Here is a 25,460-nt window from a genome sequence, read left to right as displayed (position 1 = left end):
TCGTGGCGCTGTTAAATATTTTTGATATCGCAGGCTCTGCGCTGACGGCTCAGTCTAAGCGCCTGAACGTGGCGGCCAGCAACATGGCGAATGCGGATAGCGTCACCGGACCTGACGGTCAGCCCTATCGCGCGAAGCAGGTTGTGTTTCAGGTTGATGCCGCGCCAGGTGCGGCAACCGGTGGCGTAAAAGTCGCTGACGTCATTGAAAGCCAGGCGCCGGATAAGCTGGTTTATGAACCCGGTAATCCGCTGGCCGATGCGAACGGTTACGTAAAAATGCCGAATGTGGACGTCGTCGGCGAAATGGTCAACACCATGTCAGCCTCGCGTAGCTACCAGGCAAACGTCGAAGTGCTCAATACGGTGAAAAGCTTGATGCTCAAAACGCTGACGCTAGGCCAGTAAAAGGAGGCGCACATGTCTATTGCTGTAAAAATGAATGACCCGAGCACGACGGGTGTGAATGACGCAACGGGGAAGAGTTCGCTGACGGGCAGCAACGCCGCGGACCTGCAAAGCAGCTTCCTTACGCTGCTGGTTGCACAGCTGAAAAACCAGGATCCAACCAACCCGCTGCAAAACAACGAACTGACCACCCAGTTGGCGCAAATCAGTACCGTGAGCGGAATTGAGAAACTGAACACCACGCTGGGATCGATCTCCGGGCAGATCGACAACAGTCAGTCGCTGCAGGCCAGTACGCTGATTGGCCACGGTGTCATGATCCCAGGCACCACCATCCTGACCGGTAAAGGTACGGAAGAGGGCGCAAAAACCACTACCACGCCGTTTGGCGTTGAACTGCAGCAACCGGCAGATAAGGTTACCGCAACCATTACCGATAAAGACGGCAAGGTGGTACGCACCATTGATATTGGTGGGTTGAAAGCGGGCGTTCATACCTTTACCTGGGACGGCACCATGACCGATGGCACGGATGCGCCAAGCGGTTCTTACAACGTGTCAATTGCTGCCAGTAATGGCGGAACACAACTGGTGGCTCAGCCGCTTCAGTTTGCGCTGGTGCAGGGCGTTATTCGCAGCAACGGCGGTAATACGCTGGATCTGGGCACCTATGGAACCACCACCCTCGACGAAGTACGGCAGATCATTTAAGCCTTCACACTTATCAGGAGTAAGTCATGGCCTTTTCACAAGCGGTCAGCGGTCTGAACGCTGCAGCGACCAACCTCGATGTCATTGGTAACAACATCGCCAACTCCGCCACCTACGGTTTTAAATCCGGTACGGCCTCTTTTGCCGATATGTTCGCCGGTTCTAAAGTGGGTCTGGGCGTTAAAGTTGCGGGCATTACCCAGGACTTTACCGACGGTACCACGACCAACACCGGTCGCGGGCTGGATGTCGCTATCAGCCAGAACGGTTTTTTCCGCATGGTAGACAGCAACGGTTCCGTTTTCTACAGCCGTAACGGTCAGTTCAAGCTCGATGAAAACCGCAATATCGTCAACATGCAGGGGCTACAGCTGACGGGCTATCCGGCTACCGGTACACCGCCAACGATACAGCAAGGTGCTAACCCGGCGCCGATCACTATCCCGAATACGCTGATGGCGGCTAAAACCACCACGACTGCGTCAATGCAGATCAACCTGAACTCCACTGACAAGGTGCCAACGAAGACCCCGTTTAATCCCAGCGATGCGGATTCCTACAACAAAAAAGGCACCGTTACCGTTTTCGATAGCCAGGGTAACGCCCATGACATGAATATTTTTTATGTCAAAAATGCGCAGAGCAACACCTGGGAAGTTCACACACAGGATGCTTCAACCGGAGCCGCTGCAAAATCAGCAGGGTTTATGCGCTTTAATGAAAATGGTGTGTTCTTAGGGATTAGCGCCACAGCCGCCGAGGCGGTACCAACGCCTCCTACCGTCTGGCCAAAGGAAATCAACATCACAACCGGGCAGATTAACGGTGCTGATGCGGCAAATTTCTCTCTGAGCTTCCTCAATTCCATGCAGCAGAACACTGGCGCCAACAACATCGTTGCCACGAATCAGAATGGCTATAAGCCGGGCGACCTGGTGAGCTACCAGATTAACAATGACGGTACTGTGGTCGGTAACTACTCCAACGAACAGCAACAGGTTCTGGGGCAGATCGTGCTGGCAAACTTTGCCAACAACGAAGGTCTGGCTTCTCAGGGTGACAACGTCTGGGCAGCTACTCAGTCTTCCGGCGTGGCGCTGCTGGGTACCGCAGGCGAGGGTAACTTCGGCAAGCTGACCAACGGCGCGCTGGAAGCATCAAACGTGGATTTGAGTAAAGAACTGGTGAATATGATCGTCGCCCAGCGTAACTATCAGTCGAACGCGCAGACCATCAAAACCCAGGACCAGATCCTCAACACGCTGGTCAACCTGCGCTAAGCGCCTGACGGGATGGCTTAATGGATCACGCAATTTATACCGCCATGGGCGCGGCCAGTCAGACGCTGAATCAACAAGCGGTGACGGCCAGCAACCTGGCAAACGCCTCAACGCCGGGTTTTCGTGCGCAGCTCAATGCGCTGCGCGCGGTTCCCGTTGAAGGATTGTCTTTACCGACGCGTACGCTGGTGGTGGCCTCCACGCCGGGGGCCGATATGACGCCGGGTCAGATGGACTATACCTCACGTCCGCTGGACGTGGCGCTGCAACAGGATGGCTGGTTGGCTGTGCAGACCGCGGACGGTAGCGAAGGATATACCCGAAATGGCGCCATTCAGGTAAGCCCTACGGGGGAACTGACCATTCAGGGACACCCGGTGATTGGCGAAGCCGGACCAATAGCCGTACCGGAAGGTTCAGAAGTCACCATTGCGGCAGACGGCACGATCTCGGCGCTCAACCCTGGCGATCCGGCTAACACCGTTGCGCCAGTTGGGCGACTGAAACTGGTGAAGGCCACGGGGAGTGAAGTGCAACGTGGCGATGACGGTATGTTCCGTCTGACCCAGGCCGCGCAGGCTACCCGTGGCGCTACGTTACAGGCTGACCCCAGCATTCGCGTTATGTCGGGTGTGCTGGAAGGCAGTAACGTTAAGCCGGTAGCCGCGATGAGTGACATGATCGCCAACGCCCGTCGTTTCGAAATGCAAATGAAGATTATCAGTAGCGTGGATGATAACGCGGGTCGCGCCAACCAACTGCTGTCGATGAGTTAATACAGGACATTTTATGATCAGTTCATTATGGATCGCCAAAACCGGCCTGGATGCGCAGCAAACCAACATGGATGTGATTGCCAACAACCTGGCAAACGTCAGCACCAACGGATTTAAGCGTCAACGTGCCGTGTTTGAAGATCTGTTGTACCAGACGATTCGCCAGCCTGGCGCCCAGTCTTCTGAACAAACCACACTGCCGTCTGGTTTGCAGATTGGTACCGGTGTGCGCCCGGTCGCGACTGAGCGTTTACACAGCCAGGGGAACCTGTCGCAGACCAACAACAGTAAAGATGTGGCGATTAAAGGGCAGGGCTTTTTCCAGGTCATGCTGCCTGATGGCACGTCCGCCTACACCCGTGACGGTTCTTTCCAGGTGGATCAGAACGGTCAACTAGTGACTGCGGGTGGTTTTCAGGTTCAGCCGGCTATCACCATCCCGGCTAACTCGCTCAGTATCACCATTGGACGCGACGGTATCGTCAGCGTAACCCAGCAGGGCCAGGCAGCACCGGTTCAGGTTGGGCAGCTTAACCTGACTACTTTTATGAACGATACCGGTCTGGAAAGCATTGGTGAGAATCTGTACACCGAAACGCAGTCATCCGGTGCGCCGAATGAGAGCACTCCGGGGCTGAACGGCGCGGGTCTGCTGTACCAGGGTTATGTTGAAACCTCTAACGTCAACGTGGCGGAAGAGCTGGTAAACATGATCCAGGTTCAGCGCGCTTACGAAATCAACAGTAAAGCGGTATCGACCACCGATCAGATGCTGCAAAAACTGACGCAACTCTAAAGTGTGGCCCGGTGGGGTGAAAGCCTCACCGGCACACTGATTTTGAAGATGACCGCAATGCGAAAATACGCGCTTCACCCATACCCAATTTTAGCCCTGTTGGTGGTTTCATTGACAGGATGCGCCTGGATCCCGGCCACGCCCCTCGTGCAGGGCGCAACATCTGCCCAGCCTGTTCCTGGCCCGACGCCGGTGGCGAATGGATCTATCTTCCAGTCGGCCCAACCGATTAACTACGGTTATCAGCCGCTATTCGAAGACCGCCGTCCGCGCAATATTGGCGATACGTTGACCATCGTATTGCAGGAAAACGTCAGCGCGAGCAAAAGTTCTTCGGCTAATGCCAGCCGCGACGGCAAGACCAACTTTGGTTTTGATACCGTACCGCGTTATTTGCAAGGACTGTTTGGCAACGAGCGTGCTGACGTAGAAGCTTCAGGCGGTAACACCTTTAACGGTAAAGGCGGCGCGAACGCCAGCAATACCTTCAGCGGTACGCTGACCGTAACGGTCGATCAGGTACTGGTGAATGGCAACTTACATGTTGTGGGTGAAAAACAGATCGCCATTAATCAGGGCACTGAATTCATTCGCTTCTCCGGGGTCGTTAACCCGCGCACCATCAGTGGCAGCAACTCCGTACCGTCAACTCAGGTTGCGGACGCACGTATTGAGTATGTCGGCAACGGCTACATCAATGAAGCGCAGAATATGGGCTGGTTGCAGCGTTTCTTCCTTAACTTGTCGCCGATGTAAGCGAGGTAGCCAGTGTTTAAATCTTTAGTTGGAATGGTACTGGTGCTGATAACCACCTTTGCGCATGCCGACCGTATTCGGGACCTGACCAGCGTTCAGGGCGTGCGGGAAAACTCGTTGATCGGTTATGGGCTGGTGGTCGGTTTGGATGGCACGGGTGACCAGACTACGCAGACGCCGTTTACTACGCAAACGCTCAACAACATGCTTTCGCAGTTGGGAATTACCGTGCCAACCGGCACCAATATGCAGTTGAAAAACGTGGCGGCGGTGATGGTAACCGCGCAATTCCCGGCCTTTGGTCGTCAGGGGCAAACCATTGACGTGGTGGTCTCTTCCATGGGGAACGCCAAAAGCCTGCGCGGCGGAACGTTGCTGATGACCCCGCTGAAAGGGGTCGATAGCCAGGTATATGCGCTGGCGCAGGGGAATATTCTGGTAGGCGGTGCAGGCGCGGCTGCGGGTGGCAGCAGCGTGCAGGTAAACCAGCTCAATGGCGGACGTATTACCAACGGCGCGACCATCGAACGTGAATTACCCAGCCAGTTCGGCGGCGGTAACACCATTAATCTGCAGCTCAATAATGAAGATTTCACTATGGCGCAGCAGATAACCGACACCATTAACCGTTCGCGCGGCTTTGGTAGCGCCACTGCGCTGGACGCCCGGACGATTCAGGTACGCGTGCCAAGCGGCAACAGTTCGCAGGTGCGTTTCCTTGCTGACATCCAGAATATGGAGGTGAATGTCACGCCGCAGGATGCGAAAGTGATTATCAACTCGCGCACCGGATCCGTTGTCATGAACCGTGAAGTCACGCTGGATAGCTGTGCCGTCGCGCAAGGCAACTTGTCGATAACGGTAAACCGCCAGGCGAACGTCAGCCAGCCGGATACACCGTTTGGCGGTGGACAGACCGTGGTGACACCTCAAACCCAGATCGATCTGCGCCAGAGCGGCGGTTCGCTGCAAAGCGTGCGTTCCAGCGCCAACCTGAACAATGTTGTGCGTGCGCTTAATGCGCTAGGGGCAACGCCGATGGATCTGATGTCCATTCTGCAATCGATGCAGAGCGCGGGATGCTTACGCGCCAAACTGGAAATCATCTAATGATTGGTGACAGCAAACTGCTGACCAGTGCCGCCTGGGATGCGCAATCACTGAACGAACTGAAAGCGAAAGCGGGTCAGGACCCGGCGGCGAATATCCGCCCGGTTGCCCGTCAGGTTGAAGGGATGTTCGTACAAATGATGCTGAAAAGCATGCGTGAAGCGCTGCCGAAAGATGGCGTTTTTAGCAGTGATTCAACACGTTTGTATACCAGCATGTATGACCAACAAATTGCGCAGCAGATGACCGCAGGTAAAGGTCTGGGACTGGCTGAAATGATGGTTAAGCAGATGACTGAAGGGCAGGCGCAACCCGCAGACGATGCGCCGCAGGTGCCAATGAAGTTCTCTCTGGAAACGGTGACCAGCTATCAAAACCAGGCGCTGACGCAACTGGTCCGTAAAGCCATTCCCCGCGCGACGGAAAGCAATGATGAGCCGCTGTCAGGTGACAGCAAAGACTTCCTCGCCCAGCTATCGCTGCCGGCTAAGCTGGCAAGTCAGCAAAGCGGGGTTCCACATCATCTGATTCTGGCGCAGGCGGCGCTGGAGTCTGGATGGGGGCAGCGACAAATCCGTCGTGAGAACGGTGAACCGAGCTTTAACATTTTTGGCGTGAAGGCTTCGGGAAGCTGGAAAGGCCCAACCACCGAAATCACCACCACCGAATATGAAAACGGCGAGGCGAAAAAGGTGAAAGCCCGATTCCGCGTCTATAGCTCTTACCTTGAGGCACTGTCGGATTATGTCGGTCTGATATCGCGTAACCCGCGCTATGCGGCGGTAACCGCCGCAGCTACCGCCGAGCAGGGGGCACAGGCTTTGCAGAATGCCGGTTACGCGACTGACCCTAACTATGCGCGTAAATTAACCAGCATGATCCAGCAGTTGAAATCGATGAGCGAAAAAGTGAGCAAAACCTACAGTACGAATATCGATAATCTCTTTTAAATAGCTCAAGTCTACCAACCTGCTGCCGATAATAACGAGTATTGAAGGATTACAAGGAACCTCCATGTCCAGCTTGATTAATAACGCGATGAGTGGACTCGCCGCAGCGCAGGCCGCGTTGAATTCTGCCAGTAATAACATCTCCAGCTATAACGTTGCCGGATACACCCGTCAAACGACAATTATGGCACAAGCGAACAGCACGCTGGGTGCGGGGGGCTGGGTTGGCAATGGCGTCTATGTTTCTGGCGTACAGCGCGAGTATGACTCCTTTATCACGAATCAGTTACGTGCCGCGCAGAACCAAAGCAGCGGCCTGACAACGCGCTATGAACAAATGTCGAAAATCGACAATCTGCTCTCCAGCAAAACCAGTTCCATTTCGACCTCAATGCAGGACTTTTTTACCAGCCTGCAAACCCTTGTCAGTAACGCGGAAGACCCGGCGGCGCGCCAGGCGCTGATCGGTAAAGCTGATGGTTTAGTCAACCAGTTCAGAACAACCGACCAGTATCTGCGCGATCAAGACAAGCAGGTTAATACTGCGATCAAGGCCAGCGTTGACCAGATCAACAACTATTCAAAACAGATTGCCAGCCTCAACGATCAGATTTCCCGTCTGACCGGCGTCGGCGCGGGCGCATCGCCTAACGATTTACTCGACCAGCGCGACCAACTGGTCAGTGAACTGAACCAGATTGTCGGTGTTGAAGTCAGCGTTCAGGACGGCGGGACTTACAACATTACCATGGCGAACGGCTATTCACTGGTGCAGGGCAGCAATGCACGCCAGCTGGCGGCTGTGCCCTCCAGTGATGATCCCAATCGAACCACAGTGGCCTACGTCGACGGGGTTGCCGGCGAGGTTGAAATTCCCGAAAAACTGTTGAATACCGGTTCACTGGGCGGGCTGTTGACCTTCCGTTCTCAAGAGCTTGACCAGACGCGTAACACGCTGGGCCAACTGGCGTTGGCGTTCGCCGATGCGTTTAACACCCAGCATAAAGAGGGTTTTGACGCGAACGGCGATCAGGGTAAGGATTTCTTTGCTATCGGTAGCCCGGCAGTATTCAACAACGCTAAAAATACAGGAACAGGATCGTTAAGCGCGAAGATTACCGACAGCTCTGCTGTACAGGCGACCGATTATAAAATCGTTTATGACGGGACGGACTGGCAGGTTACTCGCCTGGCGGATAATACCAGCTTCAAAGCTACCGTTACCGGTGGGAAGATGTCCTTTGACGGGATGGAAATCACCGTAAATGCTGGCGCAAAAGCAAATGACAGCTTCACAGTGAAACCTGTCAGTAACGCCGTTGTTGATATGAAAGTCATGGTGACCGATGAGTCGAAAATCGCCATGGCCCAGGTCTCAAAAAATGATCCGGACCCGGATATTGATAAGGGAAAAAGCGATAACCGTAACGGTCAGAAACTGCTGGATCTGCAGACCAAAGCTACCGTGGGTAATAAGACCTTCAACGATGCCTATGCCACGCTGGTAAGCGATGTCGGGAACAAAACCGCGACGCTGAAAACCAGCGCCATTACCCAGAATAACGTGGTAACGCAGCTTTATAAGCAGCAGCAGTCTATTTCCGGCGTCAACCTCGACGAAGAATACGGTAACTTACAACGCTATCAACAGTATTACCTGGCTAACGCGCAAGTGCTGCAAACCGCAAATGCGCTGTTTGATGCACTGATTAATATTCGCTAAGGGAGAGGGACACAATGCGTATCAGCACCCAGATGATGTACCAGCAGAATATGCGTGGCATCACTAACTCTCAGGCTGAATGGATGAAGTTCGGCGAGCAGATGTCAACGGGCAAACGTGTGATCAACCCATCTGACGATCCGATCGCCGCCTCGCAGGCCGTGGTGCTTTCTCAAGCACAGGCGCAGAACAGCCAATATACGCTGGCGCGTTCATTTGCGACGCAAAAAGTGTCGCTGGAAGAGAACGTACTGAGTCAGGTAACGACGGCAATTCAGACCGCGCAGGAAAAAATTGTCTATGCCGCGAACGGCACGTTAAGCGATGACGACCGTGCATCGCTGGCCACCGACCTGCAGGGGATCCGCGATCAACTGATGAACCTGGCGAACAGCACCGACGGTAATGGACGCTATATTTTTGGCGGATATAAAACAGAATCTGCACCGTTTGCTCAGGCAGATGGCGCTTACAGCGGCGGTACAACAAATGTGACCCAGCAGGTCGATGCCTCCCGTACCATGGTGATTGGTCATACTGGCGATAAAGTATTTGTTAATCTGACCAGCAATGCCGTACCGGAACCAGGCGGCGGTACTCAGGAAAAGAACCTGTTCAAAATGCTGGATACCGCTATTGATGCGCTCAAAACCCCGATTGAGGGCAATGACGCGGCAAAAGCTACCGCCTCTGCAGCCATTGATAAAACCAGTCGTGGCCTGAAAAATTCATTGAATAACGTGCTTTCTGTTCGTGCAGAATTAGGGACTCAGCTCAGCGAGTTAAGTTCACTGGATTCACTGGGCGCCGATCGCGCATTGGGCCAGACTCAGCAGATGAGCAATCTGGTGGATGTTGACTGGAACGCAGCGATTTCGTCCTACGTGATGCAGCAGGCCGCACTGCAGGCATCGTACAAAACGTTTACCGATATGCAGGGAATGTCGCTATTTCAACTGAACCGGTAACACCTTTTTGAACATATCATGAAACTGGATATGTTTGTCTGCCCGCTCCTTTAACACCCCGGAGCGGGCATTTTTTTAGGCCACTGTTATTTTCTCAGCGACAGATTCCCCGTTAGTCTTATTACCCGCGCAATCGCACCGCTAAAGATTGCCAGCGTAACCACGCCTTCTCAGTTTGCCAGTGCGTAGAGCAGAGATAAAAAAAAGCCGACCCGAAGGTCGGCTTTGATGTTGCTTATGACTTACTCAACGGGCTGCGGGCGCGTTGCTGGCGCAGTCGCCTGGTGCGTGGCGCTGTGTCCACCTGCGGCACCTTTACCTTCAAAGGTGAATTCCGGGCGTTGCCAGTCACTATGACGCGGCGCTTCAGGCACATACTCTGGTGCCGGAGCACGGGTCATCGGGGCGGCCGCGTGGCTGTGAAGATGTTCTGCGTCAACGCGGGTTGCGACAACTTCAGCCTTAGCGACTGCGTCTTCGACGACAGGTGCGGCAACAACCTCTTGCGGCGCGGCAACTTCTTCAGCCACTGGCGCTGTTTCCACAACCTCGGCAATCTCTTCAGCCACTTCAGGCTGAGAAATAACAACCTCCGCAGATTCTTCGACAACCGGCGCAGCCACTATTTCAGCGACAGGTTCGGCTTTCGCCGCGGTATCCTCAGCAACAGGCGCGTCAGATTCAGCGATAATTTGCGGTTGTTCCTCGACCGGAGTAGCGATGACTTCCGGATGGGTGGTTTCAACGACGGTAGCCTGAGGTTCAGCAATGACCACCTCTGGCTGTACGGTTTCAACCGACGCAGGGGCGTTCACAATATGCTCAACGGCAGCTGCAGCAACCTGAGGCTCTACGGCGACAGGTGCAGTTTGCCCCTGAACCGTTTCCTGCTCGCGCTGCTCTGCAACCTGCTGATCCTGAGGACGAGCAACAGGGTAGCGGATCCAGACTTTACCGGACGCTAATTCTGGAGATGCGCAGGCAACCGTTAACGGCATCGGCGACTGAACCGGGTAACGCTCATCACGATAGCGACGACGGCGTTGTCCACTGACGCGCAGATGGCGAGGTGAGCGACGGGAACGACGCGGCATACCATTGGAGTCACGCGCTTCGCTGTTGTCTTCCTGCTCAGTCGCAACGACGGCAGGCAGATCAACTTTCGCCAGTTCAGTACGCTGTGCCGGTACGGGCTGTTCAGTTGGCTGAGCGACAGCCGTTTCAGCGACCACCTCGACAGTAGCGACTTCGGCTTCAACAGCCGGGCTGTCTGTGTAACGAACTTTCTGAGTCAGCTGACGCTGTTTACGGCGAGTCTGAGGCTGACGAACGCGCTCTTCCTGCTCGGTATCCTGCGCAGGTTGTTCTGCCAGGTTCAGCTCTTTAACTTCCTGCTGCGCCTGACGCTTATCATCGTTGCGACGGCGGTTGCGCTCGCGACGCGGAGCCTGCTGCTCATCACCGGATTTCGCTTTGTCAGCGACCTCAGTAGACTGCTGGCGGTTATCGCGCGCTTCCGCATTTTGCTGCTGCGACTGACGGCGGTTACGGCGGTTATCTTCACGGTTTTCGCCGCTTTCTGAACGCTCGTTACGGTTATCACGCTCGCCACGGTTGTCGCGATTATCACGACGATCGTTACGGTCGCGACGATTGTTCTGACGCGGTTTACGACGATCCTGCTGGCGATCGGTTTTCTCTTCAGCTTTCGGCGCAGGTTGTTCAACCGGTTTCACTTCTTCGCTACCGCTGAAGATGGACTTCAGTGCGCTGAAGAAACGGCTAATCAAACCTGGCTGCGCGGCGACGGCCGCGGTCGCTGCTGCGGCTTTAGGCGCGGCGGCCTTCGCAGTAGGTTCCTGCAAAGCAGGGGCTGGCGGCACCTCTGGCATTGCAAAGGTGGCCAATGCCGGCTGCTCTGGCTGTTTACGCTCGACGAACTCTTCTTCCGTCGGCAATGCCATCGCTTCTTCATGCAGTTTCGGCAGCAGGTAGCTCAGGGTTGGTGTTTCTTCCCCTTTGCGTACGCGCAGCACGGAGTAATGCGGGGTTTCCATCTGATCGTTTGGCACAATCACACAGCGCACGCCATTCTGACGCGTCTCGATGGCATTTACCGCGGTACGTTTTTCGTTGAGCAGGTAGGATGCGATCGGCACAGGAACAATAGCGTGAACTTCCTGCGTATTTTCTTTCAGCGCTTCTTCTTCGATCAGACGCAGAATAGACAGCGACAGTGATTCGTTATCACGTACGGTACCCGTGCCGGAGCAGCGTGGGCATACGTGATGGCTGGATTCACCCAGCGACGGGCTCAGACGCTGACGGGACATCTCCAGCAGGCCGAAGCGAGAAATATGGCTGATTTGAATACGCGCTCTGTCCTGACGCACGGCTTCACGCAGACGGTTTTCAACCGCACGCTGGTGACGAACCGGCGTCATATCAATGAAGTCGATTACAATCAGGCCGCCGAGGTCGCGCAGACGCAGCTGACGAGCAATTTCATCGGCTGCTTCAAGGTTGGTGTTGAACGCAGTTTCTTCGATGTCGCCGCCGCGGGTCGCGCGTGCGGAGTTGATATCGATGGCGGTCAGCGCTTCTGTGCTGTCGATAACGATTGAGCCGCCGGATGGCAGACGCACTTCGCGCTGGAACGCGGACTCAATTTGAGATTCGATTTGATAGTGGCTGAACAGCGGAATTTCACCGGTGTACAGTTTGATTTTGCTGCTGAAATCCGGACGACCCAGCGCGGCGATGTGCTGACGCGCCATCTCCATAACTTTCGGGTTGTCGATGAGGATTTCGCCGATGTCCTGACGTAAATAGTCACGGAATGCGCGAACGATAACGTTGCTTTCCTGATGGATCAGGAACGGAGCAGGGCGGCTGTCAGCGGCTTTTTGAATCGCTTCCCAGTGCTTCAGGCGGAAACTCAGGTCCCACTGCAGTGCTTCGGCAGATTTGCCGACACCTGCGGTACGCACGATAAGCCCCATGCCGTCAGGCAGTTCCAGGCTTGCCAGCGCTTCTTTTAATTCGGTACGGTCGTCGCCTTCAATGCGACGGGAGATACCGCCCGCGCGCGGGTTGTTCGGCATCAGAACCAGATAACTACCTGCCAGGCTGATAAAGGTGGTCAGCGCAGCGCCTTTATTGCCGCGTTCTTCTTTATCGATCTGAACAATGACTTCCTGACCTTCGCGCAACACGTCTTTAATGTTGGGACGACCATGGGAGTTGTAGCTAGCGGGGAAGTATTCGCGGGCAATTTCTTTTAACGGGAGGAAACCGTGACGTTCAGCGCCGTAATCAACAAAAGCAGCTTCCAGACTCGGTTCAATACGGGTAATTTTGCCTTTATAGATGTTGGCTTTTTTCTGTTCGTGTCCAGGACTTTCGATATCCAGATCGTACAGACGCTGCCCATCTACAAGGGCGACACGCAACTCTTCCTGCTGAGTCGCGTTAATTAACATTCTTTTCATCGTAACTTACTCATTATTCTTACATTGACGACTAAGCTGCGGGCAGAGTAATGCCTTTCCGGGTGTGAACCGATGGCCTCGTGTCTATTCGCGTCGCCAACCTCACGGTTATCGTCAGCTCAAAGAGGCGCAGAGTGTCGGTTGCCTGTATTTCATACGGAAACACAGCGCAATTATCAGGGGAACAGTCTGGGTGTTACTCTCCAGAGAAGCTTCCATTGTGCTTATCGTCTTTCACGCTGTGGGTGCGTTGGCTTCATCTTCTTACCCCAACCACTTACAGGAGTAAGCACCTGGGGTTCCCAGACTTGCCGCCTTCCTACAACGCGAAATCTATAGAGCACTTACCGGTAAGGACTGCAACCCGCAGCCCGCTAACTGCCTGAAAGATCAATACGTCTTACGCCATTGCTGCGTTGATGATCGGTCGGGCAAAATTGGGTCATTCCGGAAAAGTTCTTGTTTTAACAAGATTCAACACGGAAACAACCTCATTATTCCACTGCTAACCTTGTTATAGCAAGATGACTTTTGCCATTTATCACCCGGTTACTCACAGTTTTTTCACTTCCGCGTAGTGATTGCTTTAATAACCACCAAATCGGCTATGTCAAACTTAAGTAATAAGGTATAGCAGTTAATATAAGCATAGAAAAATGTGTGGCGCGAATCTTGATGGCTATTTAAAATCGGCCCCCATGAAAACAGAGACTCCAGCCGTAAAAACAGTTGCCATTACTGCCGACGAAGCAGGGCAACGCATCGACAACTTTTTGCGCACCCAGCTCAAGGGCGTGCCGAAAAGTATGATTTATCGCATTTTGCGTAAAGGCGAAGTGCGGGTGAACAAAAAACGCATTAAGCCCGAGTACAAACTCGAAGACGGGGACATTGTGCGTATTCCACCTGTACGTGTCGCTGAACGTGAAGAAGAGGCCATTTCACCGAATTTGCAGAAGGTCGCGGCGCTGACCGATGTCATTTTATATGAAGATGACCACATTCTGGTGCTTAACAAGCCTTCAGGTACGGCCGTGCATGGTGGAAGCGGGTTAAGCTTTGGCGTCATTGAAGGCTTACGAGCGCTGCGCCCGGAAGCGCGTTTCCTTGAGCTGGTGCATCGCCTCGACCGGGATACCTCCGGCGTGCTGCTGGTGGCCAAAAAACGATCTGCCTTGCGTTCGTTGCATGAACAACTGCGTGAAAAAGGCATGCAGAAAGACTACCTCGCGTTGGTACGCGGCCAGTGGCAGTCCCATGTCAAAACCGTGCAGGCCCCGCTGTTAAAGAACATTCTGCAAAGCGGCGAGCGTATCGTGCGGGTGAATCAGGAAGGCAAACCATCGGAAACACGCTTTAAAGTGGAAGAGCGTTACGCGTTTGCTACGCTTGTGCGCTGCAGTCCCGTGACTGGACGCACGCACCAGATTCGCGTGCATACACAATATGCCGGACATCCGATTGCCTTTGACGACCGCTATGGCGATCGTGAGTTCGATAAGCAACTGGCGGATACCGGACTGAGCAGGCTCTTTTTGCACGCCGCAGCGTTGAAATTTACTCATCCGGGGACGGGTGAAGTAATGCGTATTGAAGCGCCAATGGATAAGCAGTTGAAGCGCTGCCTCGAGGTGTTACGCAGTAAAGGCTGATGCGCATTGATATTATCGCGCATTACCTGTAGACCTGATGGCGTTGTGCCTATCAGGCCTACAGGATTAGGCCTAAACAGCCGTCAACCCGTCAGGCTTTTAACGGGTTCATATCTTCTCGTCGCAGCATTTGACACAGTGCGATTAGCGGTAAACCGATTAAAGTATTTGGGTCACGACCTTCCAGGCGCTCAAAAAGTGCAATGCCCAATCCTTCGCTTTTAAAACTACCGGCACAATGCAGCGGGCGCTCTTTGCGCACGTAATCTTCAATTTCCGTTTCGCTTAAGTGACGAAAATGGACGTCGAACGGTTCAACTTCAGTTTGTAAATGTCCGGTCGCAGAATTATACAGCGCCAGTCCGGTATAAAACGTCACAATATTGCCACGGGCTTTGAGTAACTGCTGGCGTGCATTTTCTTCTGTTAACGGTTTGCCGGTTATTTCACCATCGAGAACACAAATTTGATCGGAACCAATAATAAGGTGCGATGGATAACGGTGGGCGAGAGATTGCGCTTTTTTCTGCGCCAGTCGCAAGACTAAGTGCCGGGGGGCTTCGCCCGGTAACGGCGTTTCATCAACCTCTGGTGCTGCGCATTCGAACGGGATTGCCAGTTTTTCTAGTAAAGCGCGACGCCAGGGAGAGGTAGAAGCAAGAATAAGTTGAGGCATATTTTTTCCCTCGCATATAGCGTATTGATGAGAGCCATTTTAAACTATGGACTTCGTCCTACAAGCTGGCTGTAATGGCTTGTGTTGAGCGATTTTAAGTCGATGACCCGCAATGTGTGCGAATTATTGGCAAAAGGCAACCACAGGCTGCCTTTTTCTTTGACTATATGACGTTACAAAGTTAATATGCGCGCCCTATGCAAAAGGTAAAATTACCCCTGACTCTTGATCCGGTTCGTACGGCTCAGAAACGCCTCGATTATGAAGGTATCTATACTTCTGATCTGGTTGAGCGTGTCGCCGATTCTGTAGTCAGTGTGGACAGTGATGTGGAATGCTCCATGTCGTTCGCTATCGATAACCAGCGCCTTGCCGTTATAACCGGTGATGCAAAGGTGTCGGTTACGCTCGAATGTCAGCGTTGCGGGAAACCGTTCCCACTTCATGTTCACACAACATATTGTTTTAGTCCTGTCCGTTCTGACGAGCAGGCTGAAGCACTCCCGGAAGCGTATGAGCCGATTGAGGTTAACGAATTCGGTGAAATCGATCTGCTTGCAATGGTTGAAGATGAGATTATCCTCTCCTTGCCGGTAGTTCCGGTGCATGATTCTGAACACTGTGAAGTGTCCGAGGCGGACATGGTCTTTGGCGAATTGCCTGATGAAGCGCAAAAACCAAACCCATTTGCCGTATTAGCCAGCTTAAAGCGTAAGTAATTGAGGAGTAAGGTCCATGGCCGTACAACAGAATAAACCAACCCGTTCCAAACGTGGCATGCGTCGTTCTCATGACGCTCTGACCGCAGTCACCAGCCTGTCTGTAGACAAAACTTCTGGTGAACAACACCTGCGTCACCACATCACTGCCGACGGTTTTTACCGTGGCCGTAAGGTAATCGCTAAGTAATCACGCATGACTCAATGACTTTCCTGCTACGGTGAGAAAGACAAAGAGTACACGCGTGATGAAGCTTAGTGAGGCTTTCCCCGGGTAACTGGGGAAACACCTAACCGGGCAGCGACGATACCTTGACACGTCTAACCCTGGCGTTAGATGTCATGGGGGGTGATTTTGGCCCTACCGTGACAGTGCCTGCAGCATTGCAGGCACTGAATTCTAATTCGCAACTCACACTTCTTTTAGTCGGGGATCCCGATACAATCACGCCATTACTTGCCAAAGCTGACTTCGAACAACGTTCACGTCTGCAGATTATCCCTGCTCAGTCAGTTATTGCCAGTGATGCCCGGCCCTCGCAAGCTATTCGCGCCAGTCGTGGAAGCTCAATGCGCGTTGCCCTGGAGCTCGTGAAAGAAGGACGAGCGGAAGCCTGTGTGAGCGCCGGTAATACAGGCGCGCTAATGGGACTTGCGAAGTTATTGCTCAAACCCCTTGAGGGGATTGAGCGTCCTGCGCTGGTGACGGTTTTACCCCATCAGCAAAAGGGCAAAACGGTGGTGCTGGATTTGGGCGCCAACGTGGATTGTGATAGCACGATGTTGGTGCAATTTGCCGTCATGGGTTCCGTGCTGGCAGAAGAGGTGGTTGGAATTGCCAATCCCCGTGTTGCGTTGCTCAATATCGGTGAAGAAGAAACCAAGGGTCTCGACAGTATTCGGGATGCATCTGCAGTGCTAAAAACAATCCCTTCTATCAATTATATCGGCTATCTTGAAGCCAATGAGTTACTGACTGGCAAAACTGATGTGTTGGTCTGTGACGGCTTTACAGGTAATGTCACATTAAAGACGATGGAAGGTGTTGTCAGAATGTTCCTTTCACTGCTGAAGTCTCAGGGTGAGGGCAAAAAACGGTCGTGGTGGCTGCTGTTATTAAAACGTTGGTTACAAAAAAGCCTGACAAGGCGATTTAGTCACCTCAACCCCGACCAGTATAATGGCGCCTGTCTGTTAGGATTGCGCGGCACGGTGATTAAGAGTCATGGTGCGGCCAATCAGCGAGCATTTGAAGTCGCGATTGAACAGGCAGTGCAGGCGGTGCAGCGACAAGTTCCTCAGCGAATTGCCGCTCGCCTGGAATCTGTATACCCAGCTGGATTCGAACTGCTGGACGGTGGCGAAAACGCAAACTCGCGAGCACACAGATAACGGTGCGTTTGTGAATGCTGCCAACGTATCAGCGATTTGCTCGTGGCGGTATATAACCAAAAAGTGACTGAGCGTACATGTATACGAAGATTATTGGTACTGGCAGCTATCTGCCTGAACAAGTGCGTACTAACGCCGATTTGGAAAAAATGGTTGAGACATCTGATGAGTGGATCGTCACTCGCACAGGTATCCGTGAACGCCATATTGCAGCGCCAAATGAAACAGTTGCGACGATGGGCTTTGCCGCCGCAAACCGTGCAATTGAAATGGCGGGCATCGACAAAGAACAAATTGGTCTGATTGTGGTTGCCACCACATCATCCACACACGCATTTCCAAGTGCGGCATGCCAGATCCAAAGTATGCTGGGGATCAAAGGCTGTCCGGCGTTTGACGTTGCAGCCGCTTGTGCCGGTTTCACCTACGCCCTGAGCGTTGCTGACCAGTACGTTAAGTCTGGCGCAGTGAAGCATGCTCTGGTGGTTGGCTCAGATGTCCTCGCTCGTACCTGTGATCCAACCGATCGCGGAACGATCATTATTTTCGGTGATGGCGCAGGGGCGGTTGTACTGAGCGCATCAGAAGAGCCTGGCATTCTCTCTACGCATCTGCACGCTGATGGTCGCTATGGCGAACTGTTGACGCTGCCTAATGCCGATCGCGTGAACCCGGAAAACCCGATTCACCTGACGATGGCGGGTAACGAAGTATTTAAAGTCGCGGTGACCGAGCTTGCACACATCGTTGATGAAACGCTGGAAGCAAATAATCTCGATCGTTCTGCCCTGGACTGGCTGGTGCCGCATCAGGCAAACCTCCGCATTATTAGCGCAACCGCGAAAAAGCTGGGTATGTCGATGGATAATGTTGTCGTGACGCTCGACAGACATGGCAATACCTCCGCGGCCTCCGTACCGTGCGCGCTGGACGAAGCCGTCCGCGACGGGCGTATTAAAGCTGGGCAGTTGATATTGCTTGAAGCCTTTGGGGGTGGATTCACCTGGGGCTCTGCGCTGATTCGTTTCTAGTATAAGGATTTAAACATGACGCAATTTGCATTTGTGTTCCCGGGGCAGGGTTCCCAGACCGTTGGGATGTTGTCTGAAATGGCAGCAAACTACCCAATTGTTGAAGAAACTTTTGCTGAAGCATCAGCTGCGCTGGGCTATGATCTGTGGGCGTTGACTCAGCAGGGACCGGCCGAAGAGCTGAATAAAACCTGGCAGACGCAGCCAGCACTGTTGACTGCCTCTGTTGCGCTTTATCGCGTATGGCAGCAGCAGGGTGGTAAAACACCTGCGCTGATGGCTGGTCACAGCCTGGGCGAATACTCTGCGCTGGTGTGTGCGGGTGTTATCGGTTTTGCCGATGCCGTACGTCTGGTTGAACTGCGTGGCAAATTCATGCAGGAAGCGGTACCGGAAGGCACTGGCGGCATGTCTGCTATTATCGGTCTGGACGACGCTGCTATCGCTAAAGCGTGTGAAGAGTCTGCCGAAGGCCAGGTGGTTTCACCGGTAAACTTTAACTCACCGGGTCAGGTGGTTATTGCCGGGCACAAAGAAGCCGTAGAACGTGCCGGCGCAGCCTGTAAAGCTGCTGGCGCTAAACGTGCTCTGCCACTGCCGGTCAGCGTTCCTTCTCACTGCGCGCTGATGAAGCCTGCTGCTGAGAAACTGGCCGTTGAACTGCAAAAAATCACTTTTAACGCGCCGACTGTTCCGGTTGTGAACAACGTCGACGTGAAGTGCGAAACAGACGCAGACGCTATTCGCGATGCGCTGGTTCGCCAACTGTACAGCCCGGTTCAATGGACTAAAACCGTTGAATTTATGGCGTCCCAGGGCGTAGAGCACCTGTATGAAGTTGGTCCGGGCAAAGTTCTGACCGGTTTGACGAAACGTATTGTTGACACCCTGACTGCTTCGGCACTGAATGAGCCGGCGGCATTTTCTGCGGCGCTAGAGCAATAAAAGAGGAAGACCATGAGTTTTGAAGGAAAAGTCGCGCTGGTTACCGGTGCAAGCCGTGGCATTGGCCGCGCAATTGCTGAAACACTCGTTGCCCGTGGCGCGAAAGTTATCGGTACTGCAACCAGCGAAAGCGGTGCGCAGGCCATTAGCGATTACTTAGGTGCAAATGGTAAGGGTCTGATGTTGAATGTGACCGATCCGGCATCTATCGAATCTGTTCTGGGAAATATTCGCGCAGAATTTGGTGAAGTCGATATCCTGGTCAATAATGCCGGGATTACTCGTGATAACCTGTTAATGCGCATGAAAGATGACGAGTGGAACGATATCATCGAAACCAACCTGTCATCTGTTTTCCGTCTGTCAAAAGCGGTAATGCGAGCTATGATGAAAAAGCGTCATGGGCGTATTATCACTATCGGTTCTGTGGTTGGTACCATGGGAAATGCGGGTCAGGCTAACTACGCTGCGGCGAAAGCGGGTCTGATCGGCTTCAGTAAATCACTGGCGCGCGAAGTTGCGTCTCGTGGCATTACTGTAAACGTTGTTGCTCCGGGCTTTATTGAAACGGACATGACGCGTGCGCTGTCTGATGATCAGCGTGCGGGTATTCTGGCGCAGGTTCCTGCGGGTCGCCTTGGCGGCGCTCAGGAAATCGCCAGTGCGGTTGCATTTTTAGCTTCTGACGAAGCAAGTTACATCACAGGTGAGACTTTGCACGTCAACGGCGGGATGTACATGGTTTAACCACGAGATAAAAAAATTTGCGTTATTAGGGTGAATGCCCTCAAAATAACGTAAAATCGTGGTAAGACCTGCCGGGATTTAGTTGCAAATTTTTCAACATTTTATACACTACGAAAACCATCGCGAAAGCGAGTTTTGATAGGAAATTTAAGAGTATGAGCACTATCGAAGAACGCGTTAAGAAAATTATCGGCGAACAGCTGGGCGTTAAGCAGGAAGAAGTAACCAACAATGCTTCCTTCGTTGAAGACCTGGGCGCAGATTCTCTTGACACCGTTGAGCTGGTAATGGCTCTGGAAGAAGAGTTTGATACTGAGATTCCGGACGAAGAAGCTGAGAAAATCACTACCGTTCAGGCTGCCATTGATTACATCAACGGCCACCAGGCGTAAGTGAACATCTCCAGGCGGTCATTCGACCGCCTGAGTTTTATCTTTTTATCCCACTTGAATTATTTTCCCTCCCTGGAGGACAACCGTGTCTAAGCGTCGTGTAGTTGTGACCGGACTGGGCATGTTGTCTCCTGTCGGCAATACCGTAGAGTCTACCTGGAAAGCTCTCCTTGCCGGTCAGAGTGGCATCAGCCTGATCGACCATTTCGATACTAGCGCCTATGCAACGAAATTTGCTGGCTTAGTAAAGGATTTTAACTGTGAAGACATTATCTCGCGCAAAGAACAGCGTAAGATGGATGCTTTCATTCAATATGGAATTGTCGCTGGCGTTCAGGCCATGCAGGATTCTGGTCTCGAAATTACGGAAGAGAACGCTCACCGTATTGGCGCCGCTATCGGCTCTGGTATTGGCGGTCTCGGATTGATCGAAGAAAACCACACCTCTTTGGTGAATGGCGGTCCACGTAAGATCAGCCCGTTCTTCGTTCCGTCAACGATTGTTAACATGGTGGCAGGTCACCTGACCATCATGTACGGCCTGCAAGGGCCAAGCATCTCCATTGCGACCGCCTGTACTTCAGGTGTGCATAACATTGGTCATGCAGCACGTATCATTGCATACGGCGATGCAGACGCGATGGTTGCGGGTGGTGCAGAAAAAGCCAGTACCCCGCTGGGCGTGGGTGGTTTTGGTGCGGCACGTGCGCTGTCTACACGTAATGATAACCCGCAAGCGGCAAGCCGTCCGTGGGATAAAGAACGTGATGGCTTTGTGCTGGGCGACGGCGCAGGCATGGTGGTACTGGAAGAGTACGAGCATGCGAAAGCGCGCGGTGCAAAAATCTATGCTGAAGTCGTTGGTTTTGGCATGAGCAGTGATGCTTACCACATGACATCACCACCTGAAAACGGTGCGGGCGCTGCGCTGGCAATGGTCAACGCACTACGCGATGCGGCTATAGAAGCGGGTCAGATTGGCTATGTCAACGCGCATGGCACGTCTACTCCTGCTGGCGATAAAGCCGAAACCCAGGCAGTGAAATCTGTCTTTGGCGATGCGGCAAGCCGTGTGATGGTAAGCTCCACTAAATCCATGACCGGACACCTGTTGGGTGCGGCGGGCGCGGTAGAGTCTATTTTCTCTATCCTGGCGCTGCGCGATCAGGCTATTCCGCCAACCATCAACCTGGATAACCCGGATGAAGGTTGTGACCTGGACTTCGTACCTCACGAAGCGCGTCAGGTTAGTGGTCTGGAGTACGCACTGTGTAACTCCTTCGGCTTTGGCGGGACTAACGGTTCGTTGATCTTTAAAAAGATTTAAGTCTGCCAGGTGGTGCGTTAGCATCGATAGCAATTTAAAAAGGTCCGCTTGTCGGGCCTTTTTTTATTCGGTTTTCCACCCTTGTCCTGTGTTGTTCATCCTGCCAAACTAGCGGACCAGAAATAAGGAGCCACCATGTTCTTAATTAATGGCTGCGAGCAGAATATGCTGGCCGCAAGCGATCGAGCGACCCAATTCGGTGATGGCTGTTTTACCACTGCGCGTATTATTGACGGCGAAATTTGCCTCTTTGCAGCGCATCTTGCGCGTTTACAAGACGCCTGCCAAAAATTGCTGATCTCTTTCGAAGATTGGTCAGAGCTGCAAAGTGAAATGAAAATGCTGGCGCAAGGGCATGCGCGGGGCGTGTTAAAAGTGATTATCAGCCGTGGTAGCGGTGGCCGTGGTTACAGCGGCGCAAACTGTCGCAGTGCCACACGTATTCTCTCTGTTTCAGCCTGGCCCGATCATTACGATCGTTGGCGACTGGAGGGGATAACGCTGGCGTTAAGTCCAGTGCGTCTGGGGCGTAATCCGTTGCTTGCCGGACTTAAGCACCTGAATAGACTGGAACAGGTGTTGATTCGCTCTCATCTTGAGCAGACGGCAGCTGATGAAGCACTGGTTCTTGACAGTGAGGGATGGGTTACGGAATGCTGTGCGGCTAATTTGTTCTGGCGTAAGGGGGATGTGGTTTACACTCCCCGGCTGGATCAGGCCGGAGTGAACGGCATTATGCGACAATTCTGTATCCGGATGCTGGCACAATCGCCGTTCAGCATTGTCGAAGTGTATGCCGGGTTGGAAGAGGTTATGCAGGCCGATGAAATCGTCGTCTGTAATGCGTTAATGCCTGTTATTCCCGTACGCACTTGTGGCGACACGCTGCTGTCTGCACGTATGTTGTTCGATTTTTTAGCCCCACTTTGTGAGCACCCGAATTAGTCATGAAAAAACTGTTACTTGTTGTCCTGTTATTGCTGGTTGTGCTGGGCATAGCTGCGGGAGTGGGAATGTGGAAAGTTCGCCATCTGGCGGACAGTAAGTTATTGATTAAAGAAGAGACGATTTTTACGCTGAAAGCAGGTACGGGCCGTCTGGCTCTCGGTGAACAGTTGTATGCGGACAACGTTATCAATCGTCCGCGTGTGTTCCAGTGGCTGCTGCGTGTGGAGCCCGAACTGTCGCATTTTAAAGCCGGAACCTACCGTTTTACGCCCGACATGACGGTACGGGACATGTTGCAGCTGCTGGAAAGCGGTAAAGAGGCGCAGTTCCCGTTACGTCTGGTTGAAGGGATGCGTCTGAGCGACTACCTCAAGCAACTGCGCGACGCCCCGTACATCAAACATACGCTGAGCGATGATAATTACGAGACCGTTGCTCAGGCGCTGAAGCTGGAGAACCCGCAATGGGTAGAAGGCTGGTTCTGGCCAGATACCTGGATGTATACCGCCAATACAACCGACGTGGCGTTGCTAAAACGCGCGCATCAGAAAATGGTTAAAGCGGTAGACTCGGTCTGGGAAGGGCGCGCTGAAGGCCTGCCTTATCAGGACAAAAATCAGCTGGTAACCATGGCCTCTATTATCGAAAAAGAGACTGCGGTTGCCAGCGAGCGTGACCAGGTGGCTTCCGTCTTTATTAACCGCTTACGGATTGGCATGCGTTTACAGACCGATCCGACGGTGATTTACGGGATGGGGTCACGGTATAATGGCAAGTTGTCGCGTGTGGATTTAGATACCCCGACCGCCTATAACACTTATACCATTACGGGGCTGCCGCCTGGCCCGATTGCCATGCCGGGAGAGGCCTCATTGCAGGCCGCGGCGCATCCGGCAAAAACGCCGTACCTCTATTTCGTGGCTGACGGTAAAGGCGGTCACACGTTTAACACCAATCTTGCCAGCCACAACCGGTCCGTGCAGGATTACCTGAAAGTGCTTAAGGAAAAAAATGGGCAGTAACTATATCGTCATCGAGGGCCTGGAAGGCGCCGGAAAAACCACTGCGCGTAACGTGGTGGTAGAGACACTTGAGCAACTCGGTATTCGTGACATGGTTTTTACCCGCGAACCGGGGGGAACTCAGCTCGCGGAGAAACTAAGAAGTCTGGTGCTGGACATTAAGTCGGTGGGTGACGAGGTCATCACTGACAAAGCTGAAGTTCTGATGTTTTACGCCGCGCGCGTACAGCTGGTCGAAACCGTTATTAAACCTGCGCTGGCAAAAGGCGCATGGGTAATTGGCGACCGTCACGATTTGTCGACCCAGGCGTATCAGGGGGGCGGACGCGGCATCGATCAAAACATGCTGGCAACCCTGCGCGATGCTGTGCTCGGTGATTTTCGCCCGGACCTGACGCTCTATCTGGACGTGACTCCAGAAGTCGGATTGAAGCGTGCCCGTGCGCGCGGCGAGCTGGATCGTATTGAGCAGGAATCTTTCGATTTCTTTAATCGCACCCGCGCGCGCTATCTTGAACTGGCTGCCAAAGATGCCAGCATTCGTACCATCGACGCTACGCAGCCGCTGGAAGCTGTGATGGCTGATATCCGCAATACCATCACCCAGTGGGTGCAGGAGCAGGGCGCATGAAATGGTACCCATGGTTACGGCCAGATTTTGAAAAACTGGTAGCCAGCTACCAGGCGGGTCGTGGTCACCATGCGTTACTGATTCAGGCATTACCCGGAATGGGTGACGACGCGCTGATTTACGCGCTCAGTCGCTATTTAATGTGCCAGCAGCCGGAAGGGCATAAAAGCTGCGGACACTGCCGGGGCTGTCAATTGATGCAGGCGGGGACGCATCCTGATTACTATTCGCTGCTGCCGGAAAAAGGCAAAAGCACGCTGGGGGTTGATGCGGTACGTGAAGTGAGTGAAAAGCTGTACGAGCATTCACGCCTTGGCGGTGCGAAAGTGGTGTGGATCCCTGATGCTGCCCAGTTAACTGATGCTGCTGCCAATGCTCTGCTAAAAACGCTGGAAGAACCGCCTGCACAAACCTGGTTTTTCCTCGCCAGCACAGAGCCTGCGCGATTGCTGGCGACATTGCGCAGCCGCTGCCGGTTACACCATCTTGCGCCGCCGGCTGAGTCGTACGCAATCTCCTGGCTCGCCCGCGAAGTGACCGCATCTCCAGAAGCTCTGTTGAGCGCATTACGCCTGAGCGCGGGTTCGCCTGGTGCGGCACTCTCGTTGTTACAGGCTGAAAGCTGGGCGCATCGCACAGATTTTTGTGCGGCACTGGCAAACACATTAAACGCAGGTGACTGGTATATCCTGCTCGCGGCGTTAAACCACGATCAGGCCGCCGCCCGTTTACACTGGCTGGCAACGTTGTTGACGGATGCCTTGAAGCGTCCGTATGGGGTTTCCCATTTAACCAATCCTGATGCGCTGGACCTGATATCTTCTATCGCAGAACGGTTATCCGTCGCCCGGATACAGGCGATACTCGGTGACGTTTGTCATTGCCGTCAGCAGTTGCTGAACGTAACAGGCGTAAACCGTGAACTGGTGTTAACCGATCTTATCCTGCGTATTGAGCATTACCTGCAACCAGGCACCGTACTGCCTGTTCCCCATCTTTGAGAGAGACAT

25 protein-coding genes are annotated in these 25,460 nt (G+C 53.3%); 23 read left to right on the top strand and 2 right to left on the bottom strand.

Annotated features, from left to right (window positions below; all coding sequences use genetic code 11):
• Positions 1 to 2 precede the first annotated feature (2 nt).
• From flgC to flgL, 10 genes are all read left to right on the top strand, one after another.
• Positions 3 to 407: a flagellar basal body rod protein FlgC gene (flgC, locus tag OGV93_RS13375; protein ID WP_006685091.1), complete on the top strand. Its 405-nt coding sequence runs from the start codon at positions 3 to 5 to the stop codon at positions 405 to 407.
• A gap of 12 nt (positions 408 to 419) precedes the next feature.
• Complete coding sequence (gene flgD, locus OGV93_RS13370) at positions 420 to 1,118, top strand: flagellar hook assembly protein FlgD (protein WP_016152627.1); 699 nt, start codon at positions 420 to 422, stop codon at positions 1,116 to 1,118.
• Between the two features lie 26 nt (positions 1,119 to 1,144).
• Positions 1,145 to 2,398: a flagellar hook protein FlgE gene (gene flgE / locus OGV93_RS13365; protein ID WP_016152628.1), complete on the top strand. Its 1,254-nt coding sequence runs from the start codon at positions 1,145 to 1,147 to the stop codon at positions 2,396 to 2,398.
• A 20-nt stretch (positions 2,399 to 2,418) separates the two neighbouring features.
• Positions 2,419 to 3,174 (top strand): flagellar basal body rod protein FlgF, encoded by a 756-nt coding sequence (locus OGV93_RS13360; protein WP_016156188.1) that lies wholly within the window; start codon positions 2,419 to 2,421, stop codon positions 3,172 to 3,174.
• 13 nt (positions 3,175 to 3,187) lie between these two features.
• Positions 3,188 to 3,970, top strand: a complete 783-nt coding sequence (flgG, locus tag OGV93_RS13355; protein ID WP_003036202.1) for a flagellar basal-body rod protein FlgG — start codon at positions 3,188 to 3,190, stop codon at positions 3,968 to 3,970.
• 57 nt (positions 3,971 to 4,027) lie between these two features.
• Positions 4,028 to 4,726, top strand: a complete 699-nt coding sequence (gene flgH, locus OGV93_RS13350) for a flagellar basal body L-ring protein FlgH (RefSeq protein WP_016152630.1) — start codon at positions 4,028 to 4,030, stop codon at positions 4,724 to 4,726.
• Positions 4,727 to 4,759: 33 nt separating this feature from the next.
• Positions 4,760 to 5,836, top strand: coding sequence for a flagellar basal body P-ring protein FlgI (locus tag OGV93_RS13345; RefSeq protein ID WP_019076467.1), 1,077 nt, complete (start codon positions 4,760 to 4,762; stop codon positions 5,834 to 5,836).
• Positions 5,836 to 6,786 (top strand): flagellar assembly peptidoglycan hydrolase FlgJ, encoded by a 951-nt coding sequence (gene flgJ / locus OGV93_RS13340; RefSeq protein WP_016152632.1) that lies wholly within the window; start codon positions 5,836 to 5,838, stop codon positions 6,784 to 6,786. The genes OGV93_RS13345 and flgJ overlap by 1 nt, the downstream gene beginning before the upstream one ends.
• Before the next feature lie 64 nt (positions 6,787 to 6,850).
• Positions 6,851 to 8,509, top strand: coding sequence for a flagellar hook-associated protein FlgK (flgK, locus tag OGV93_RS13335; protein ID WP_046274758.1), 1,659 nt, complete (start codon positions 6,851 to 6,853; stop codon positions 8,507 to 8,509).
• Positions 8,510 to 8,523: 14 nt separating this feature from the next.
• Positions 8,524 to 9,477 carry a flagellar hook-associated protein FlgL gene (gene flgL, locus OGV93_RS13330; protein ID WP_016152634.1) on the top strand — a complete coding sequence of 318 codons (954 nt, stop codon included), beginning with the start codon at positions 8,524 to 8,526 and terminating at the stop codon, positions 9,475 to 9,477.
• A 242-nt stretch (positions 9,478 to 9,719) separates the two neighbouring features.
• Here flgL and rne read toward each other — a convergent pair whose 3' ends face one another.
• Positions 9,720 to 12,968, bottom strand: a complete 3,249-nt coding sequence (gene rne / locus OGV93_RS13325; protein ID WP_287109614.1) for a ribonuclease E — start codon at positions 12,966 to 12,968, stop codon at positions 9,720 to 9,722.
• A 698-nt stretch (positions 12,969 to 13,666) separates the two neighbouring features.
• Between rne and rluC the strand changes: the two genes are divergently transcribed.
• Positions 13,667 to 14,620 carry a 23S rRNA pseudouridine(955/2504/2580) synthase RluC gene (gene rluC / locus OGV93_RS13320; protein ID WP_049259723.1) on the top strand — a complete coding sequence of 318 codons (954 nt, stop codon included), beginning with the start codon at positions 13,667 to 13,669 and terminating at the stop codon, positions 14,618 to 14,620.
• Positions 14,621 to 14,711: 91 nt separating this feature from the next.
• Here rluC and OGV93_RS13315 read toward each other — a convergent pair whose 3' ends face one another.
• Entirely contained in the window at positions 14,712 to 15,296 is a 585-nt protein-coding gene (locus OGV93_RS13315; RefSeq protein WP_016152637.1) for a Maf family protein, read from the bottom strand.
• A 197-nt stretch (positions 15,297 to 15,493) separates the two neighbouring features.
• Here OGV93_RS13315 and yceD point away from each other — a divergent pair, with 197 nt between their 5' ends.
• From yceD to holB, 12 genes are all read left to right on the top strand, one after another.
• Positions 15,494 to 16,015 (top strand): 23S rRNA accumulation protein YceD, encoded by a 522-nt coding sequence (yceD, locus tag OGV93_RS13310; protein WP_003036239.1) that lies wholly within the window; start codon positions 15,494 to 15,496, stop codon positions 16,013 to 16,015.
• A gap of 16 nt (positions 16,016 to 16,031) precedes the next feature.
• Positions 16,032 to 16,205 (top strand): 50S ribosomal protein L32, encoded by a 174-nt coding sequence (gene rpmF / locus OGV93_RS13305; RefSeq protein ID WP_003036242.1) that lies wholly within the window; start codon positions 16,032 to 16,034, stop codon positions 16,203 to 16,205.
• A 122-nt stretch (positions 16,206 to 16,327) separates the two neighbouring features.
• Positions 16,328 to 17,407, top strand: a complete 1,080-nt coding sequence (gene plsX, locus OGV93_RS13300; protein ID WP_071601761.1) for a phosphate acyltransferase PlsX — start codon at positions 16,328 to 16,330, stop codon at positions 17,405 to 17,407.
• Positions 17,408 to 17,484: 77 nt separating this feature from the next.
• Positions 17,485 to 18,438 carry a beta-ketoacyl-ACP synthase III gene (fabH, locus tag OGV93_RS13295; protein WP_016152639.1) on the top strand — a complete coding sequence of 318 codons (954 nt, stop codon included), beginning with the start codon at positions 17,485 to 17,487 and terminating at the stop codon, positions 18,436 to 18,438.
• 15 nt (positions 18,439 to 18,453) lie between these two features.
• A complete protein-coding gene (gene fabD, locus OGV93_RS13290) occupies positions 18,454 to 19,383 on the top strand; it encodes an ACP S-malonyltransferase (protein WP_019076478.1) in 930 nt (309 codons plus the stop codon).
• 12 nt (positions 19,384 to 19,395) lie between these two features.
• Positions 19,396 to 20,130: a 3-oxoacyl-ACP reductase FabG gene (gene fabG, locus OGV93_RS13285; RefSeq protein ID WP_016152641.1), complete on the top strand. Its 735-nt coding sequence runs from the start codon at positions 19,396 to 19,398 to the stop codon at positions 20,128 to 20,130.
• A 155-nt stretch (positions 20,131 to 20,285) separates the two neighbouring features.
• Positions 20,286 to 20,522: an acyl carrier protein gene (gene acpP / locus OGV93_RS13280; protein ID WP_000103754.1), complete on the top strand. Its 237-nt coding sequence runs from the start codon at positions 20,286 to 20,288 to the stop codon at positions 20,520 to 20,522.
• 85 nt (positions 20,523 to 20,607) lie between these two features.
• Positions 20,608 to 21,849, top strand: a complete 1,242-nt coding sequence (gene fabF / locus OGV93_RS13275; RefSeq protein ID WP_003036260.1) for a beta-ketoacyl-ACP synthase II — start codon at positions 20,608 to 20,610, stop codon at positions 21,847 to 21,849.
• 135 nt (positions 21,850 to 21,984) lie between these two features.
• Positions 21,985 to 22,794, top strand: a complete 810-nt coding sequence (gene pabC / locus OGV93_RS13270; protein ID WP_200084568.1) for an aminodeoxychorismate lyase — start codon at positions 21,985 to 21,987, stop codon at positions 22,792 to 22,794.
• A 2-nt stretch (positions 22,795 to 22,796) separates the two neighbouring features.
• Entirely contained in the window at positions 22,797 to 23,819 is a 1,023-nt protein-coding gene (gene yceG / locus OGV93_RS13265; RefSeq protein WP_019076480.1) for a cell division protein YceG, read from the top strand.
• Positions 23,809 to 24,450, top strand: a complete 642-nt coding sequence (gene tmk, locus OGV93_RS13260; RefSeq protein ID WP_016156195.1) for a dTMP kinase — start codon at positions 23,809 to 23,811, stop codon at positions 24,448 to 24,450. Before yceG ends, tmk begins: the two co-directional genes overlap by 11 nt.
• Positions 24,447 to 25,451: a DNA polymerase III subunit delta' gene (gene holB, locus OGV93_RS13255; protein ID WP_016152653.1), complete on the top strand. Its 1,005-nt coding sequence runs from the start codon at positions 24,447 to 24,449 to the stop codon at positions 25,449 to 25,451. Before tmk ends, holB begins: the two co-directional genes overlap by 4 nt.
• Positions 25,452 to 25,460 lie beyond the last annotated feature (9 nt).

Origin of the sequence: Citrobacter sp. Cb031, from assembly GCF_030336725.1 — a bacterium.
Classification (GTDB): Bacteria; Pseudomonadota; Gammaproteobacteria; order Enterobacterales; family Enterobacteriaceae; genus Citrobacter; species Citrobacter braakii.
Note: the sequence above shows the minus strand (reverse complement) of the source record. Positions and strands in the feature narration are given on the sequence as shown.